Genomic DNA, 18,108 nt, shown 5'->3' on the forward strand with positions numbered 1-18,108 from the left:
TAGCCGTCCCGTCGGCTGTCAGCACTAAGATTCATTATGAGCCAGCTCGGTAGGTCTCATTGATCTTGATCAGCCGCCCGCGTTGGACGCCCAACTCGATCACCGCCTCCAACCGCTCCCGCGTGGGCCCGGTCAGGCGCTTCTGGTTGAACGTCTGCAACGTCTGACGCAGCAGGACGTCGTAATCGGGTTGCCCAGTACGAGCGCAGACCGACATCATGGCATTGATTATCTCCTCGGGTGCCACGTCGGTGAGGGGCCGGTTCAAGTCGCTGGACGTCTTCCTGAACCCTCGCCAGGTTGCACGGTCGAGTTCCTTCGGCCACACGAAGCTACCCAGCTCCTCCGACCGTTCGATGAGTGCCTCCGGTACGGACTGGAGCACGAAGTCACGTCGGGCTGCTGCGACACGGTCGAACCCGAAGCGTCGAGCCACGTTTCGAGCCAGCCTGTCGAGCGAAATCGGACCTTCGATTGACACCGTCTCCTGAACAGCCCGCATGATCGTGTTCTTCACGGCAGGCGAGTGCACTCGATCGAGATCGTCGCGAACGCCCAGCATCGAACTCGGTGCCTCGACGTAGGCGATCCCGCGTCCATGCCAGTCTCGTGGTTCCTCGAATGACGCTGCAGGTTCCTCGACGGCTATACGAGCCACCAGCACCGGTTCTTCCGGTTCTGACACTCTGTCGGTATCTGGCTCGGGCTTGAGCCACCGCTCGGCGTCGGGTGCGAAATCGTCGGGCAGGATCAACGGCTCATCGGCGGTGACCGCCGCTGCGGCAATGGCCGCAGCTTGTGCTTCGGCGGCCGCGTCGATCTCGGCTTGCCGGGTTTCCATCCGCTCCTTCGCGGTCGAGACCGCGTCGCCGACCTGGGCGATGACGGCGTCCGGGTTGTCGATCCAGTCGGGCAGCCACACCCGCACCGACGAACCCCAATGCATCATCGATTCCAACAGCTGCGGCGTCAGGTCGCGGTCCGCCACCGTCGGACGCTGCGCCCACTGCGGACCGTCCAGCAATATCGCGACCTGCCACTGCTCCGAACCTGGCTCACGCACAACCGCATCCAGTACGAAATCGGAGAGGCCGTAGTTTGCTTCGACCTCGTACCCGTGGTCGCGGAGCGACTGAACCAGTCCAGCTTGTATCTCGTCCGACACGGCCCGCGAGTGAGTTGGGGCTGCGTCGTCGTTGCGGGACGCCTGAGCCGCTTGTTCCAAATAACCACGTAAATGGGCGATTCCGACGGATCGTGTCCGCGAGAGGTCGATGTCCGTGGGCTCGAACGAGGTGTAGATGATCACCTTGCGCCGCGCACGGGTGATCGCCACATTCAGTCGTTTCTCGCCACCGGTCCGCGTCAACGGACCGAAGTTGAGTGGGAGCTTGGCATCGTCCGGCTTCTTCGAGAACGCTGCGCTGAACAGGATGACATCACGCTCGTCGCCCTGCACGTTCTCGAGGTTCTTGACGAAGATGCCGTCGTCGCGATCCTCGCGCAGCTGGTCGAAAATCAGCGGGTCACCCGACGCTTCGAGCAGGTCGCGTACCAGGGTTTGCTGTTGCGCGTTGAACGTGACGACGCCGATGCTCTGCGCTGCGAGATGCGCGTTCGACAAACGACTACGGATCTCGGCGACGATCGCCTCGGCCTCGACAATATTGGTGCGCGGACGGTCTTTGGTCTCGCGATTGAAATGACCGTCGACGCGTCGCCACTCGACTCCGGCGGTGTCGTCGCCACCTGGCGATGGAAGGCTCGCAAGCCGGCCCTCGTAGTACTTCTCGTTCGAGAATGCGATGAGCGACTCGTCCTGGCTACGGTAATGCCACGACAACCACAACCGCGGCACACCGGATTCCACTGCCTCAGTGAGGATGCTGTCGAGATCCTCGGGTATGACCTCGTCGTCCTCGGTGTAGTCGTCACCGTCGTTGGTGCTCACGACGCCGATGGCTGTCGGCGGCATCTGTTGGGAATCACCCACGATGACTGCCGATCGGCCGCGTCCCAACGCTCCGATGGCCTGGGGAACTGTCACCTGGGATGCCTCGTCGAACACCACGAGATCGAAAGTCACCGACCCCGGTGGGACGAACTGTGCGAGCGACGTGGGACTGACGAAGAAACACGGTGTCGCTTCGAGAATGTAGGTCGAGTAGCGATTCATCAACTGTCGGAACGTGGTTCCGCCGCGTTTCGCATCGAGTGCGCGTCGGAGATGACCGACGTCGCCCGTCAGAGAACCAGCCTGGAAAGATCGTCGTTCGAGTAGCGCAGCCGGCAGCGCGCTGATCTGCTCGGACCGGCTCGCGGCCGAAGCGTCAGCGAAGTCGTCGATCTGGCCATCCTTGATAGCTCGATCGAACTGCGACAAGCCGTGTTTGCGGCGTCGCTCGCCCAGTGATGTCTGAGCGACACCGCGCATGAACGCGATCTCGGCCTGGTTTGCTGGTATCGCGCCCGTCAACATTTCGCGGACCAGGTCATTCAGGCCCGCTGATCGGAGTGGGTTGAGAAATGCAGTCATTGTCGACCACTGGCGGATCGGTGCACTGCCATCCGTCCGAATCGCATCGAGCCACAGCTGTGAGTCGCGTTGCCAAGCGGTGAGCCAGTGTGTGTTGTTTCGCCAGCGGTCGATCTCGGCCTCGCTCGACCCCAGGATCTGACGCCAGCTGCGCCATCCGTGGGCTACGCCTTCCAGCGTGTCGAGGTCGTGTGGCGTCAGGGGTCCGGCAGCGGCGAGTAGCTGCCAGAGCTGCCCCTGCGTCCGTGCGAACATCGCGGTCTGTTCGATGTAATCGAATTGCACCTGAAGCTGCTGGGCAGCATCGGGACTGAACGGATTCCATGTCTGCGGCGCGTAGTGCACTAACAGTTGCCGCATGTGTTGGACGGTCTGCGACGTGAGCTGGCGTGCACTGGGAATCGACCTGAGGAGTGGGAGTGCAGCTTCTGGATCGAGCTGCACGCCGGGCAGTAGGGCAGGTGCCACGTCCCGCGCAAATTGTTCTACCCGCTTCTTCTTGCCGAAGAAGCCCTTCGTTGCTTCTTCGGCGGCAAGCGCGAGCGTGTCGGCGTCGCCATGTTCGACGAAACTGGGTGTGAAGACCGACGTCAGCGGGCCGCATTGCTGCTGAAGTAGGGCGATCTCGCCGAAGAGTGCCTGCTTCGACGTTGACCATTGAGCGGACTGAGCCAGGGGCAACACGTCGACCGACGGGATCGCACGGCCGATCTGACGCCGCGCCTGGGGAAGAAGTTGTTCGATCGATCCTGGTGCCTGCACCTTCTCGACGACCGATCGAACCGCGGGGCTGCGGAGAACGGCGTCCAGCGCGGCAGCCAGCTGTGCTGCGACCGCGCGAAAGTTGTCGTCGGTGGCTTGGGCGTCGATGATTCCGGCGATCGACCACGGGTTCTCCGTACTTATCGAAATCGACCGTGCAGCCCGTTCGAACTGCTGCAGGGCGCTGGTGATCTCACCTACCGGCGCCGACGGATCGGCGACGAACGTCGCGGGGATCGTCGCGACCGGTCCGTCGCCGAGACCAAGAATCGTGTCGTACGCGGTCCACAACGAATGGTCGACGCCGTTCTTCTCGTGAATCTTCGTCGGATAGTCCTCGAGCGGTACGTGGCGTGACCGAACATCGGCAAGCTTGGCCGCCCAAGACCGGTTGTTGTAGCTGGTCGAGTGTTCTATTGCACGCTTGAGCTGATCGCGGATCGCGTTGGCGCTCTGATTCTTCCCATGCAGGTCGAGCGTGAACCTCGTCAGCCCTACTTTGTCGAGCCGTTTCTTCACGACGTCGAGTGCGGCCTGCTTCTCGGCAACGAACAGCACCGACTTGCCCTGTGAGAGGGTGTGCGCGATGAGGTTGGTGATCGTTTGAGATTTGCCCGTCCCGGGTGGGCCTTCCAGAACGAACGTGTGGCCGTCGGCAGCCAGGGCGACGGCACGGAGCTGGGAGCCGTCTGCGGGGATGGGAACGGGGACATCGAGCTCGTGCACCGGTACGGATTCGATATCGGAGCCGTCGGGTCGTCGTGCATCGCGGAACGACTCGCCCGCGCTGTGCGTCAGGTGGCGGACGATGGGGCTCTGCTCCAGGATGTCCCAGTGGTCGGTGAGGTCCTTCCACATTCCGAACGTGCCGAACTGGCAAATGGCTACCGACGCGGTCTCGTCGATCCGGAAGTCCAGGTTGTGCTCGACGAGCGCGGACCGGATGCCCTTGAGCGCCTCGTCGATGTCGATTCCGTGCTCATCGAGTGGCGGGTTCTCCAAGGCGGGGATCGACGCATTGTGTTTGAGGCGAAGCCACTCCACCAGGCAGTAGTTGGGTGTCGAGACTCCCGCGGTGTCGACCTTCAACTTGAACTGGCTTCGACCCGTACCGCCCACCACCTTCACCGGAAGCAGGAACAGGGGAGCGCGAGCGTCTTTGCCGCTGCTGATGGTGTGGATCAGCCCGCCGAACGTCAAGTACAGGTTGGCGTTACCGGTCTCCTCGAACATCGTGTGTGCAGTGCGCTGAAGATGCTTGAGCCGTGCTGCGTAGGTGTCCTGGGTGACGACGGCGTGGATGCGCTTCCGGTCGCGTAGGTAGTCGAGGATGGTGGCGTCGTCGACGTCCTGTGCTCGCCTTGCGCCTTGGAGTGCGTGGATGGAACTGAGTTCGTCGTGGGCGATGAGCTCGATGTCGGTACCGGAGTGGACGAGGTCGTCGAGCAGCGCAAGGCCGGAGTTGGGTACGTGCAGGTCGATGACCTCGCGCATCGGCTTGAGGTTGAGAAGTCGATTTCGGGTACTGAGGTCCAACAATGAGCGCTTCCATTTTTGAACGCGTGGGGGAGCGGTGTCGGTGCTGTCGAGGACCAGGTCCGAGGAGTCCTGCGCATCGAGTAACTCGGTGGGAAGGTCCAGGTCAGCGTTGACCGGTATCGGCGAACTGATTTCAGCCTTGACGGCTTCTACTTCATCCAGGCTGGGAAGCGGCCGGATACCGTCCTTGCGCGCCGACGAGATCGCGACAACGCCACGGAGCGCGCCGTGATCACTGAAGTGCCGACGTGCATCTGCCACAGCCTGTTTGAACGTGCCTGCCTCGGTGGTGTCGTAATACTTCGCTTCGACCGGAACGACGCGGCCGGACTCCACCAGATTGATCAATGCGTTCGACTCGGTAATGGTCGAGTGTGCGAGCTGACTTTCTTCACGCATGAAACCGGCGAATGCGTGACCGTTGATCAGCCAGATCACCGGACGGATGCCGACGGCTTCGAGACACGCCGCATAGGTGACGGCGAGGTCGATGCAGGTGCCGAACCGTTCGTCGAGCACCTGCGCGGTGGTCCGGATCTTCTGTCCGGTGTGCTCGAAGGATGCCGGTGGATCGATGTAGCGGATCTGTTGGTGGCGCAACGACTCGTAAATGCCTGCCGCGATCTGGGCAGCCCGTTCGGGGCCTTTCTGGTAGCCGCCGAGGGATGGATCGCCGGTCGCCGAGCCGAGAAAATCGGATGCCGCGTCGAGGACGGAATTGACTGCGCGGGTATTGGGTTGGACGAAGGCAGCGAGGGAGTCGAAGAAGACCGGGGCGTTGAACCACTCATTGTGTGCCAGCACGCGAATCGGGGCATTGAGGTGGATGTCCTCGCCCCACAATCGAGACACAGTGACGGCGATCGTCGCGGGATGGCTTTCGTTCAGCTCGCGAAGGTGTGGAATCGGCGGAACGATCGACGAGTAGTTGGACCAGACGACGTTCTCGCCGACGCGAAGCACGCCGTCGTGGACGTCGACTCGCTCTGGCGACAGTTGCTCACCGGCGCCGAACAGTTGGACGGACACCTTTACATCGACCACCTCTGCGTCGGAGAGGTTGACTACCTCGACGCTGGTGATCAACGGGACCCCGTTGTGGACGAGCGCGAGATTGACAGCGGGATGAGCATGGACCTCGATCGACAAGCCGTCGACCACCGTGTGAAACGGGTTGTGCTCCTGGCCGAGATCCTGCATCTGTCCTCCGAACTCCGTCGTTCATCGCCTTGTCGATGGTCGCGGTAGTGCCGCCAACCTTCATACGTTAGAGGGATCCACCGACAGAACGCTGGGACGAACGGTATCGGACATAAGGGGTCCGTGCTTACCGATGCTAAGAGTGTTGGCGTTGGTTCATTTGGGTGAATGATGCCGGCCGGGGTCGGAAGTAATTCGATGCCGCACTGGTCGAGTTGTCGGTTAACGTCGTAGTCGTTCGGTGAGATGAGGGGAATCTGATGGCGAACAGCGGTGGACAGTGGCGGCCCTACCCGCTGTGGGGTGGCCGAGGCGACTGGTGCAACGAGGAAGTCGTCGGCGTTCATGCATATGTCGACGCGATCCGAGCGACCTTGGGTTCGGACTTCGATCCTTCGGGTTCCACTGTCCGACGCACTCTCGAGTTGATTCCCGAGCCCGACAATCCGCACGATCGCTACGCGGTGTCGGTGCGAGCATCGAACTACCTCATCGGCTATCTCGCAAGGGAGCGCGCGATCCTGTTCCACAACCGGTTGATGGATCTCATCAACCGGGGACTCATCCCGACGGTGCCTGCCTCGATTCGCGCCTACGACCAGAACCGCTGGGACGACCGACCGGGTGTTCCCCTCGACTTGGCCATCAATATCGACGTTCAGCTCAGCGAGCCACACCTCATACTTCCAGGCAACGAACCTCCCAGCGTCCCGTACACGATGCTGCCACACGGATACTCGGTCCAGGTGACGAAAGTGGACGACCACTTCGATGTGCTCCGGCACTTCGTCGAGCCGGAAGGCGAGCTCGAACTACTCGTCACGCTGCACGAGATCGATGTCAGCACGGCCAAGACCGAGAAGAAGGTTGTCGAGGTGCGGGTCGAGGACCACCGAATCGGCCAATTGACTCCGCAGACGAGCGCAAAGTTTCTACCTGCTGTCCGACACCTGCAGAGTCGGGGACTGGTAACGGTAGGTCGTGGCTGGTTCAAGGGTTCGTCCGTTTCAGCGCAAGTGTCGCTGATGGCCGCGAAAGCCCACGAGCTGCCGGACGATTTCCTGACGGGGGATCCGAGGACAGTGATTCCGTTGAATCGCGCGCGGCGCACGCCGGTCGCCGATGGACTGTCTGTTGCCTCAGCTGAAACAACGGCGAGTAGCACATTCGTTATCGAATTGGTCACCTCGCAACCCCTGACGCCCTGGCAGCAGAAAGAAGCGTTAAAGCTTCTTCGTTCTGCAGCATCGGCGGTGGGCGAGTCCATCAACGAGCCCATGGTCACGGACAGCACGATACGTGCGGTAGTGCTCCACGAGCACGCTGAGATGATCGCGAATGCAATTGCAGGAATCGAGGACTCGGACTTCTCATTAGCGAACGAATATCGCACATCCGTGGCGCACCGGTGATTGTCGGTGTGCCTTGGCCGTTGGAGTAGCTGAACAGGAGGGCAGGATGGGAACCGCACGCGACAGCAGTAGACCGCCTTCCGTCAACGAGATGTTCCGCAACTGCATGGAGAGCGAAGGATGGGAGATACTCGAGGGCAGCAGGTCCCGAGGGTATCGGTGTTCGCGCGGTGATGAGGTGCTGCATTTCTTCGCGTTAGGGAAGTGGCAACTATTGCAGTCGGAAATCGACTCGCTCTACGGCCGGGTCCTCCGCGCAGTCACCCGCGGTGTCGAAGCTGATCAGCTCGTCATTGTGTTGCCGGAGTCTGCTCGCGAGTACGCACCCCAGGTCGGCGCAGAGTTGAGGCAGGCGCTCGGGATCGAGATCGCGATTCTGCGGGAGTCGGGACGAATCGAATGGATCGACGGTGGTGGCTTACGCTGGTTCAGTGCGGTCAATCTGGATGCGCTACAACAAGTCGGCGTGAGTGTGAAAGATGGAGCCGCCAGACGACTCGGCGCAATTTTCAGGCGGGGGTACTCCAAGGATTCGTAGCCCGGACGTGGCCGAGTTGTCCGCGCAAAGCGCACGATCATGGGTGTTCACCCACCGAACCTGGCGCATCGCTTATCGGTTGACGAACAGATCCCGGGTTGTTGTGCGGGCTCGGCGAGGTGAACCTGAACAACTACTGATATTGTTCCAGTAAACGTCGAGCTCGCCCTAACCAACCTTCTTCTTGGGGTGAGTTTCCGGTGCATCTGCGAAGTAGGTCGATAGCGAATTGCCGTGTTGATGTGTCTTCGAACACTGTCGCTCTCGTGTCCTCGAGTGCTGCTGCAAGCCTCCGGCGGCATCCAATCTCAGACAGGTCGAGATGGGTTAGTGTTTCGACGGCAGCCGATGGGTCAATTTTAAACAGGGCAGGAATCAGACGCCGTCCGATTCCGACGTCGTCCACCGTATTCGCAATGGTCACGCAGTCCTCAAAGAATCCCTGGCCGATAAGATTAGTGCTGCATAACTGTGGCAAGAAATCGAAGGCTGCGCGTTGGACGTCTCTGTCGTTACTGGCCACCACGCTTGTAATCATCGACTCAGAGGCGGTGCCTCGGTTTGCAATTGCCTTTAATGCCAGGATGCGCTTGTTGCGGTCTTCAAATTCATCGGTGGCGATTTTCTCAGCCAGATCGAGTTCGAGCGGCGATAGCATCTTGGCGGTACGGAGGGTGCTATATAGGGCTATTCTCTTGTTCCTTTCCGACAGCTGTTGAAGCGACAACTTCAATAGCATAGATGTCTGTTGGACAAGTGTGGAGTGAAAATTTGTCATGTCGAACGGAACAACCGTCAACTGACGCTCGGATTCTATCTGCATCATGACGGTTACCAGATTCTTCTTGCTCTCCAGCGGTATCGAATCAACCAATCCGTTACGCCTTAGAATGTTGTACTCGTTGTAAGTCGTCCGCAAGCACAAAATAATGAAAGGCACTCCTGCAGTAAGGGCTTCGTCAAGTTCCGTGCTCCATGTGATCTCGCCATAATGTTCGATGATTACGAAGACGCAGAGGTCCGCACTTGACACTGTTCGGCGCGAGTTTGCAGCCCAGTTCGAGTCAGGGCCATTAAGATAAGAGATTGTTCCTGCTTGATACCACAGTGCTTCACCTCCCAAATTTCGAACTGTCGTTTCGAATGCCGCCGAAACTTGTACCGTATCGGATGCGCCACACAACATTACGCTGAACATTCGCTAAGGGTCGCACTCGGGACCGGATTTATCCAGAGCGATGTGATCAAGCACAAGACGCGAGTGGAATCTATGGGCTATCCTACTGTGGGCGTCCGCTTTGTTGTCGAGTGGCCGCCGATGCGCGGGAATCACCGGTCTATTCCATATGGTGTCGACGGCAGGCGAAAACCGGTCCAGTGGTGGAGGTCCCCTTCATCATCGTGATCTCTATGGGTCCACCGTTTTGGTCGAACGGTTGACGGGCACCGATGTGGCTCCCGCCGCGCCGGCAGTCAGCCGGTCGGGTTCACGTTGATCATCGGCCGGACATGCCACGGCCAGTACCGTCGATAGCGCGACCAGCCTCGCGTTGATAGCAGCGACGCCGTCGTCGGGAAGTTCGAGTTCTCGCTTGTTGACCGCGAGGGCTGAAAGGAAAGTCGGTACTAGCGGCACGTACTTGGCCTGCAGCTTCGCACGCTTGGCGTTGTCCTGTAGATACTGCACACTTCCGGCGTTGTCGATGAAGTCGGCGTATTTGACGAGGAAGACCTTGGGGTCGGTGATGACGTCCGCAACGTGCTGGGCATAGGCAGCGTTTTTCTCTGCCTTCGTCAAAGGGATGGAGCTCGGTGGGTTGGTGACTGCTGCAACGAGTCTCGCGGTCTCGTGGCCGAAATGTTGCTCGATCAACAGGAGTGCGTTCTCGGCTGGCGGGCCCTGAGCTGCGCCGAGGACCTTCACAATGTTCTCGGGCTGTTCTTCGACGGTGTCGTGTAGTGCGGTGGCGGCGAGTACGTCGGTGTCGGCGCAGCCGAGCCGGATCAGACGCAGGACGTTCCTGAGCGGATGAACGATGTACGGATCCACGGGGTAGGCGGCGCGGCCGATGCGGGTCTGCGACAGGTGGACGGCCATGGCAATTTCTATCGCGTAGCGGAGTGTGCCGAAGTCGACCCGATCCTGATCGACTTCGTGATCGATCGCGAAAACGAGGGCGGCGGAATCCATCTGCTTGAGTTTCGTAGTTCTGAAGGTGGCGGTAAGCGGGCCGTCGGTCATAGGTGTCTCCAGTTCGGTAGCAAGGATCAGGAGGAGCGGGGGAGTTCATCGGCGGTGCGATAAGAGCATCCGAGCGCATCGGCTGTGCCGAAGCCTGCCTTGTCTCGAAACCACGAGGTGCAGGTCTGGGCGACCAGTCGGATATCACGGGTGAACAGGTATCCGTCAGTGCAGTCGTCGAAGTATCCGTCGTAGTGCCAGGTATCGAGGGCGAGACCGTCGGACGAGTAGTCCGCGAACGACAGTCGTTCGAGCACTTGCTTCGACAGCCTGAGCATCAGGACACCGTCGCTGAGGAAGACGACCTGGGCGCAGACGACGGGCGTGTCGTCGGACTCGTCGTAGTCCTGCGGGCCGAGTTCGATCAGAAAGCCCAAGGGCTGGTCGTACATGGACTCGGCCAGCCATTCCGTCATCGCGTCCCATGGATCGACGTCGAGCCGTGTGCCGTCTACGACGAATGCGTCGAGGTTCGAGCCCTGGGGGATGGGCGCTTCCCAGGCATCGAGGATGTCGCCGTCGCAGACGGAGTTCAGGTTTCCGTCGTCGTCGCGCCAGACGGCCCCGAAGCCGAAGTCGCTGGTGTCTGTGATTCCGTCGACGGAGGTGTGGATGATGCTCCACCCTTCTAGCCGGACCCGGAGATCGGTGACGACGACGGTCCGATCACCGTCGTCGGTCACGTAGCGCCACTCGGGTAGCCGCGGCTGAGCTGCGTCGACGTCGATGACGTCGTCGTAGAGAGCGACCTCGGCCCGGTAGATGTCGGCACGCACGGACCGGACTCGGGTGATCGTGCGGTCTTGATCGAGCGTGATCGACGGTTTGGCGATCGAGAGTCCGGCCGTAACTGGCGATTCTCGTGTTTCGAGGATGACCTGCGGCCGCCCGGCCGCAGAGCGACTCAGCCGCACGTTGCGAGGATCGTTGAGCACCTTCGTCAGTCGGTCGTCGCGGAGGTGGCGCGTTGTTCCGCTCTCGGGTTCGACCTCGACGATCACTGTCGAGCAGCGGCGGGGGTCGGCCTGGGCCGACCACTCCGGCAGATCGCCGAGACCGTCCAGCTCATGGTCGAAGAACGGCTCGTCCAGCCACAGATCGGATCGGCAGACTTCGACGCCGGCAACCGGCCATGCGCGGTCGACTGTCTTGGCGACGTCGAGTGCTAGGAGGCCGGCTTTCGCCCAGTCGGTGTGCTCGGAGTCGAAGTAGACTAGTGCGTTCCCGAGAGGGGACTCGTCTACGTGCGCGTTGTCGCGGCGGACGGTGTGGATCAGATCAATACGGCGGTGGGGTGCCAGGTCTTCGAAGCGAAGGTCGACCTCGACGACGATGGTGAAGGCGAGTGGGTCGGTTGGCGTGCGGGCAGGGGTGGGTAGTTCCATACTGCTCTTTTCTGTCGAATAGACGCGAATGTCAGCGAAGTGCCGTCTCGAGAAGGAATGCCGACACCACCTTTATACCGTGAGGCACCGACAGACTTTGCGAGCTGTGCACGGACGTTTCGACGGTGGACCTCATCGTTCGTCGGGGCTTCGCCCAGGTGAGTGAAAACGCATCTTCGCACCGGGCCGAGAATCCGAACCGAGCTCCTGGCTGACCCAGAAGTATGCGCTACCGCGAGATCGTGCTGCGTCGCATGAGTTCGAGACCGTTCGATGCGCGTTCGAACTCGGAATCGAGTTTTCTGAATATAGTGTCAGCCGTTGTGGCTGGCCATCTTTCAGGTAGCAGCGCGGTAGGAAGCAGCGGGTCGGCACGGCCCAAGGACAACCAATGCGCCTGCAGTCGAATTCGCGCCGCGAACGCATCTTCGGCATTCAGGTCCACGGGCGTCCGGCCCCACCTGTCGGAGAATTCCAAGTACCGGTCGGAGATCGCGTCCAGATCGTAGGCCGTTGCCACCAAGGATTCATCGCTGGTGGGCGGTAGTGTTCGACCGACCATGACGGTGATGTCGGTGTCGGCGAATTCTGCCCCGAGGATCGACTGCACGTCGTGGCGACGCGGCGCCACCCACAGACCTGATGGGACATAGCCGAAACCCGACCACCCGAGCCTCGACCGAGCGCGGTGACGTAAGTGACGGGAATCCTCGGGAACGGAGAGGGCAACCGTCGTCCACGTGCCGTCCCAGTCGGCGTCGCCTGCCCCGCGCCAGACCTTGCGTGAACCGTCTTCCAACACAGCCGATCCGTGGGGCGTCAGAGCGTAATACGTGTTGCGTCCGTGCTTGGACCGCTCCAGAATTCCTCGTTCGGTCATCCGTGCGAGAAGGGATCGTGTCGCAGACTGCCCGACGTCCAACCATCCGAATACCTCGACGAGGCACCCTCCGCTGATCGCGATCGGCCTCCCGAGCAGATGCATTCCGAGAAAGGCAAGCAGGAGCGACTGCGGGGTGCTCGTGACTGCAGATGTCGAATCGGCAGGCGCGCTGTTCTGCATGTGGCGAGTCTAGTTTGCCGCGGCACCGGCAAAAGCTACTCAGTTCATTGACGTGACGTAACTCAAGTGCGTAGCATTCGAGGTGCTCCTGGGGAGCGTTCCACTCCGACAACCAGTGAGGATTCCGTGCGTCAGAGTCCAGCCGCGATGGCGGCCAATTCGTCGACGGTGGGTCGAGAAGCGGCCATGCCGAACTCGAGCCTGCTGACCACGCCCTACCGCCCTGGGCTCGCCACCCTGTCGGAACGCCGGGCCAGGATGAGCTCGGATGCCGCTGCGTTGATTTACCTCGGACACGAACTGACCTACCGCGAGGTGCACAACCGCGTCCTCACCCGCGCGGCAGAACTGCTCGAATCCGGGGTGGTGCCCGGCGATCGAATTGCGTACCTGGGTCCGAACCATCCCGCGCTCGTCGAGGTGATGCTTGCCGCCCTCCGCGTCGGGGCAATCTTCCTTCCCCTCAACCATCGGCTGTCCGCTCCCGAACTCGACTACCAGATATCCGACGCGGGCATTCGCATCGTCCTCGTCGACCGCGTCATGTTCGCGACCGCCGACGCGCTGGCCGGCGCCACCGACATCCAGTACGTGCAGTGGTCCACCGAACCGGTCGAACCTCCGCCGTCACCGGCGCCTGCGGCCGAGGTCGGCGGCCAGGATCCCGCGTTCGTGCTCTACACGTCGGGCACGACGGGGCATCCCAAGGGCGCGATCCTCACCCACGAGAACCTGTTGTGGAACAGCTACAACGTGCTGTTGGACGTCGACGTATCGGCAGACGAGGTGGCCTTGGTGTCGGCTCCGTTGTTTCACGTCGCCGCTCTCGATCAGATCCTGCTGACAGTGCTGCTCAAGGGCGGCACGTGTGTTCTTGCGCCCAAGTGGGACGTGGACGACACGTTCGATCTCGTCGATCGCTACGGCGTGACGTGGATGTTCGGCGTGACGGCAATGTTTGCCCAGCTCAGTCGGTCGCCGCGCTGGCCCGACGCCGATCTGGCGTCCATCCGCAGCGTGATGTCCGGGGGAGCGCCGATACCGATCGGCCTCATCGAGACCTATCGGGCCAAGGGCATCACCTTCTGCCAAGGGTACGGAATGACCGAAACTGCGCCCGGTGCAACATTCCTCGGACCTCGCGATGCGGTCCGTAAGGCCGGATCAGCCGGCCACCAGGTGATGTTCGACGAGATTCGCATCGTCGACAGTAACGGCGAGTCGGTGCAAGCCGGTGTACCGGGCGAGGTGATCGTTCGTGGACCGAATGTCACACCCGGGTACTGGGGCAATGTGGCCGCGACCGAGGCGTCGTTCACCGACGGTGGTTGGTTCCACACCGGCGATGTCGCCTACCAGGACGACGAGGGCTATGTGTACATCGTCGACCGCTTGAAGGACATGTACATCTCGGGCGGCGAGAATGTCTATCCGGCCGAGGTCGAGAACGTCCTCCTGCAACACCCCGACGTGGTCGAGTGCGCCGTCGTCGGGACCGCAGACGGTACCTGGGGCGAGGTCGGGCATGCGTTCGTGACGCGTGTGCAGGGATCGGCGCTCGACCGAGACGCGCTGTGCGCGTTCGCCGGCGAGCGCCTGGCGCGCTACAAGATCCCCAAGATCGTCACCTTCCTGCCTGAACTGCCGCGCACCGGCTCAGGAAAGATCCGCAAGCAGGACCTGCGCAGAATGGACCGCAACTGACATGGCCGACGCTGTCTCCCCTTCCCTGACCTTCGAACGCCGAGGTGACATCGGACTACTGACACTCGATCGTCCGCACAAGCGGAATGCGTTGAACGACGCCACGATCCTCGCACTCGGAGAATTCTTCCGGACTCCTCCTCAGGGCATCAAGGCCATCGTGCTGACGGCAACGGGTAACCACTTCTGCGCCGGACTCGATCTGTCCGAACTCGGTGAACGTGACGCAGTCGGCGGATTGCACCACTCGCGTATGTGGCACAAGGCGCTCGGGGAAATGGCCGACGGTACCGTGCCGGTCATCGCGTCGCTGCGCGGAGCCGTCGTCGGTGGTGGCCTCGAACTCGCCGCGGCAGCGCATATTCGGGTCGCCGAGCGCAGCACGTTCTTCGCGCTTCCCGAGGGTCAGCGCGGTCTGTTCGTCGGCGGCGGTGCGTCCGTTCGTGTGCCGCGGTTGATCGGGGTTGCGCGCATGCAGGACATGATGCTCACCGGTCGCGTCCTCACCGCCGACGAAGGCGAGCGTCTGGGGCTGACGTCCTACCTCGTCGATGACGGCGGCGCCGACGACCTGGCTCTCGAACTGGCCGCGAAGGTGGCTGGAAACTCGCCTGTCACCAACTATGCGGTGTTGCAGACACTTCCGGCCATAGCCGAAATCGGACCGAACGAGGGGCTGATGATGGAGTCCCTGATGGCCGCCGTCGCGCAGTCGAGTGTCGAAGCCAAGGAGAAGATAGCCGACTTCCTCGACGGGACCGGCCCGAAGGTGAAGGTGGCCGAGAAGCCGACCACAGCGGTGGCGGCATCGGCCCCAGCGGTTCTTCGGCCGGTTCCGGAGGACGCACGAAAGACCTCGAAGCTCGGCGCTTATCTCGACTGGCTCGACGCCGACCGCGGCCGCCGGTTCGACGACTGGAAAGCCCTGCAGGCCTGGTCGAGTACCGACATCGAAGACTTCTGGGAGTCGATCTGGGACTATTTCGGCGTCGTCACGCACCAGCCGTACGAGACGGTCCTCGACGCTCGCGTCATGCCAGGGGCGCGGTGGTTCCCTGGCGCCCTGATCAACTACACCGAGCAGTCACTGGGCACGGAGGACGATCTCGACAGCGTTGCGGTCTATGGACGGTCGCAGACGCGCGGTGATGTCAACATGACCTTCGGCGCCTTGCGTGACGAGGTTCGCCGCGTGCGCGCAGGCTTGATCGATCTCGGTGTCGGGCGGGGTGATCGCGTCGCCGGGTACCTCCCCAACATTCCCGAGACCCTCATCGCGTTCTTGGCGACGGTCAGCATCGGTGCGATCTGGGCCGCATGCGCGCCGGAGTTCGGATCGCCCAGCGTCATCGACCGTTTCGATCAGGTCGAGCCCAAGGTCTTGTTCGTCGTCGGCGGCTACAAGTACGGCGCCAAAAGCATCGATCGGCGTGACGAGGTGGCGAGCATCCGTGCGGCATTGCCGTCGGTGCAGGCAGTTGTATCGGTTCCCTACGGCGACAACGTGGTCGAGGGATCCGGCGTCACGCCATGGGTAGGCCTGGGTGTCCACGAGTCCGGTACGCCCGGTTCGTTGCCCGACGTCGAGCCGGTTCCCTTCGACCACCCGCTGATGGTGCTGTTCTCGTCGGGCACCACCGGTAAGCCGAAGGCGATCGTCCACGGGCACGGCGGGATTCTTCTGGAAACGCTGAAGAATCACGCACTGCACTTCGATCTCGGATCCGGCGACACGTTGTCGTGGTTCAGTACGACCGCGTGGATGATGTGGAACACCCTGGTCGGCGGACTCCTGGTCCGATCGTCGATCGTCATGATGGACGGCAATCCGATGTATCCCGATTCCAGCTATCAGTGGCGTATCGCTGCCGAGACCGGCGCGACCGTCATGGGGATGAGCCCTGGCGTCGTCATGACCGCTCGCAGTGAAGGATTCGAGCCGACCCAGAAGTTCGACCTGTCGGCGGTCCGTCAGTTCGGCGCCGCAGGAAGTCCGCTGCCGGTCGAAGGATACCGCTGGATCTGCGAGCGTTTCGGTCCCGGTGTTCTTCTCAACGTCGGAAGTGGAGGTACCGACGTGTGCACTGGGATCGTGCAGGCGTCACCGCTGACTCCTGTGTACGACGGCGAGATGTCCGGGGCGAGTCTCGGCTTCGCAGCGAGCGCGTTCGACGACGCGGGCAATGAGATCGTCGGCGAGCTGGGCGAGCTGGTGATCACCGAGCCCGTTCCGTCGATGCCGGTCAAGTTCTGGGGCGATGACGACGGATCCCGTTACCGAAGTGCATATTTCGAGAAGTACGCGGGAGTCTGGTGCCATGGTGACTGGATTCGTTTCGGCGAATCCGGTGGCGTCGTCATCACCGGACGGTCCGACGCAACGCTCAATCGCGGTGGAGTTCGGCTCGGAACCGCCGAGTTCTATCGTGTTGTCGACGAGATGGACGGTGTGCGGGACTCGCTCGTCGTCCACCTGGAGGACGACCACGGCGGGATGGGTCGCCTGATGCTCTTCGTCGTGACCGACGACGGGGCGGACGTGGACGACGAGCTGAGGACGTCGATCGCGACGGCACTGCGCACGGCATTGTCGCCGCGGCATGTACCGGACGACATTCGCGCTGTCCCCGTCGTTCCGTACAACCGCACGGGAAAGAAACTCGAAATCCCCGTCAAGCGGATCCTGCTCGGCGCCGACCCGTCCACCGTGGTCTCCTCGGGTTCCTTGGCGCAGCCCGACTCCCTCGCCGCATTCGCGGGTGCGTTGTGACGCGTTCCCGCATCACGTCGGTCGCCGTGGTCGGTACCGGCGTCATCGGCGCGGCCTGGGCGTCATCGCCGCGGGTCTCGACGTGGTGGCGACCGATCCCGCCGAGGGTGCCGAGCAGAGGCTGCTCGATTCGCTCAGGCGGACGCTCGACATCGCGACGGAACTGTCGGGGCGATCGGGGGCGGACCGCGGCGACCTTCGGTTTGTGGGGTCGGTGGCCGAGGCCGTTCACGACGCGGACTTCGTCCAAGAGAGCGGACCCGAGCGGCTCGAACACAAAGGCGCGCTGCTGGCCGAGATCGATTCGTTCGCCCGACCGGGTGTCGTGGTCGCGTCGTCGACGTCGGGGTTCGCTCCCAGCACATTGCAGAAGTTCGCCGCTGTCGATCCAGGCAGGGTGCTTGTGGGACATCCGTTCGATCCGGCCCACATCGTGCCGCTCGTCGAGGTTGTTCCTGGCTCCGCGACGACACCCGATCTCGCACAGGCCGCGGTCGATTTCTATCGGTCCGTAGGTAAGAAGCCGGTCTTGGTGCGTGCGGAGTTGCCGGGGCACATCACCAACCGTCTGCAGGCTGCGTTGTGGCGTGAGGCGTACTCGCTGGTGGACAGAGGCGTCGCGACCGTCGCCGACATCGACACCGCCATCTCCCATGGACCCGGTCTGCGGTGGGCGATCGTCGGTCCGTTGACCGCGCAGCATCTGTCGGGCGGCCAAGGCGGGATGCGGCATCTGCTCGAACACCTGGGTCCGCCGACCCAGAAATGGATGGACGATCTCGGTGAACCGCAACTCACCGCCGAACTCGCCCACAAGCTCGTCGCAGGCATGGACGAGGAGATGAACGGCATCGATCAAGCCGAGTTGCTCGCCGATCGTGACCGACTGTTGGTCGACATCATGAGACTCAAGCGCTCCAGCACCAACCTGCCCTGAGACCACGAGATTTTGTAAGG

General features: G+C 62.0%; 10 protein-coding genes. 5 read left to right on the forward strand and 5 right to left on the reverse strand.

Going from position 1 to position 18,108, the window contains the following annotated elements:
• Positions 1–34: 34 nt before the first annotated feature.
• On the reverse strand, positions 35–6,037 hold the full coding sequence (locus CH293_RS18635; RefSeq protein WP_094721087.1) for a DUF3320 domain-containing protein: 6,003 nt from the start codon (positions 6,035–6,037) through the stop codon (positions 35–37).
• Between the two features lie 260 nt (positions 6,038–6,297).
• On the opposite strand from CH293_RS18635, the gene CH293_RS18640 reads away from it, so the two are divergent.
• Both CH293_RS18640 and CH293_RS18645 read left to right on the forward strand, forming a co-directional pair.
• Positions 6,298–7,449 (forward strand): HIRAN domain-containing protein, encoded by a 1,152-nt coding sequence (locus CH293_RS18640; RefSeq protein WP_094721088.1) that lies wholly within the window; start codon positions 6,298–6,300, stop codon positions 7,447–7,449.
• A gap of 46 nt (positions 7,450–7,495) precedes the next feature.
• Entirely contained in the window at positions 7,496–7,987 is a 492-nt protein-coding gene (locus tag CH293_RS18645) for a hypothetical protein (protein ID WP_141217186.1), read from the forward strand.
• A gap of 133 nt (positions 7,988–8,120) precedes the next feature.
• Here CH293_RS18645 and CH293_RS18650 read toward each other — a convergent pair whose 3' ends face one another.
• From CH293_RS18650 to CH293_RS18665, 4 genes are all read right to left on the reverse strand, one after another.
• Positions 8,121–9,185, reverse strand: a complete 1,065-nt coding sequence (locus tag CH293_RS18650) for a hypothetical protein (RefSeq protein WP_141217187.1) — start codon at positions 9,183–9,185, stop codon at positions 8,121–8,123.
• Between the two features lie 210 nt (positions 9,186–9,395).
• Positions 9,396–10,229: an HD domain-containing protein gene (locus CH293_RS18655; protein ID WP_094721094.1), complete on the reverse strand. Its 834-nt coding sequence runs from the start codon at positions 10,227–10,229 to the stop codon at positions 9,396–9,398.
• Positions 10,230–10,255: 26 nt separating this feature from the next.
• Complete coding sequence (locus tag CH293_RS28620; protein WP_255122907.1) at positions 10,256–11,614, reverse strand: hypothetical protein; 1,359 nt, start codon at positions 11,612–11,614, stop codon at positions 10,256–10,258.
• 229 nt (positions 11,615–11,843) lie between these two features.
• On the reverse strand, positions 11,844–12,677 hold the full coding sequence (locus CH293_RS18665) for a PaaX family transcriptional regulator C-terminal domain-containing protein (protein WP_094721096.1): 834 nt from the start codon (positions 12,675–12,677) through the stop codon (positions 11,844–11,846).
• Positions 12,678–12,803: 126 nt separating this feature from the next.
• Between CH293_RS18665 and CH293_RS18670 the strand changes: the two genes are divergently transcribed.
• The 3 genes from CH293_RS18670 to CH293_RS18680 are packed head-to-tail and all read left to right on the forward strand — an operon-like array spanning position 12,804 to position 18,088.
• Positions 12,804–14,381, forward strand: coding sequence for a long-chain fatty acid--CoA ligase (locus tag CH293_RS18670; protein WP_217900773.1), 1,578 nt, complete (start codon positions 12,804–12,806; stop codon positions 14,379–14,381).
• A gap of 1 nt (position 14,382) precedes the next feature.
• Entirely contained in the window at positions 14,383–17,151 is a 2,769-nt protein-coding gene (locus tag CH293_RS18675; protein WP_094721099.1) for an acetoacetate--CoA ligase, read from the forward strand.
• Positions 17,141–18,088 (forward strand): 3-hydroxyacyl-CoA dehydrogenase NAD-binding domain-containing protein, encoded by a 948-nt coding sequence (locus tag CH293_RS18680; RefSeq protein ID WP_217900774.1) that lies wholly within the window; start codon positions 17,141–17,143, stop codon positions 18,086–18,088. The genes CH293_RS18675 and CH293_RS18680 overlap by 11 nt, the downstream gene beginning before the upstream one ends.
• Positions 18,089–18,108: the final 20 nt, after the last annotated feature.

This window comes from Rhodococcus sp. 14-2470-1b, assembly GCF_002259415.1.
GTDB lineage: Bacteria > Actinomycetota > Actinomycetes > Mycobacteriales > Mycobacteriaceae > Rhodococcoides.

Bases quoted from the DNA above. Each gene is read 5' to 3' on its own strand.
- CH293_RS18635 (WP_094721087.1), bottom strand. From the start codon at position 6,037: ATGCAGGATCTCGGCCAGGAGCACAACCCGTTTCACACGGTGGTCGAC.
- CH293_RS18640 (WP_094721088.1), top strand. From the start codon at position 6,298: ATGGCGAACAGCGGTGGACAGTGGCGGCCCTACCCGCTGTGGGGTGGC.
- CH293_RS18645 (WP_141217186.1), top strand. From the start codon at position 7,496: ATGGGAACCGCACGCGACAGCAGTAGACCGCCTTCCGTCAACGAGATG.
- CH293_RS18650 (WP_141217187.1), bottom strand. From the start codon at position 9,185: ATGTTCAGCGTAATGTTGTGTGGCGCATCCGATACGGTACAAGTTTCG.
- CH293_RS18655 (WP_094721094.1), bottom strand. From the start codon at position 10,229: ATGACCGACGGCCCGCTTACCGCCACCTTCAGAACTACGAAACTCAAG.
- CH293_RS28620 (WP_255122907.1), bottom strand. From the start codon at position 11,614: ATGGAACTACCCACCCCTGCCCGCACGCCAACCGACCCACTCGCCTTC.
- CH293_RS18665 (WP_094721096.1), bottom strand. From the start codon at position 12,677: ATGCAGAACAGCGCGCCTGCCGATTCGACATCTGCAGTCACGAGCACC.
- CH293_RS18675 (WP_094721099.1), top strand. From the start codon at position 14,383: ATGGCCGACGCTGTCTCCCCTTCCCTGACCTTCGAACGCCGAGGTGAC.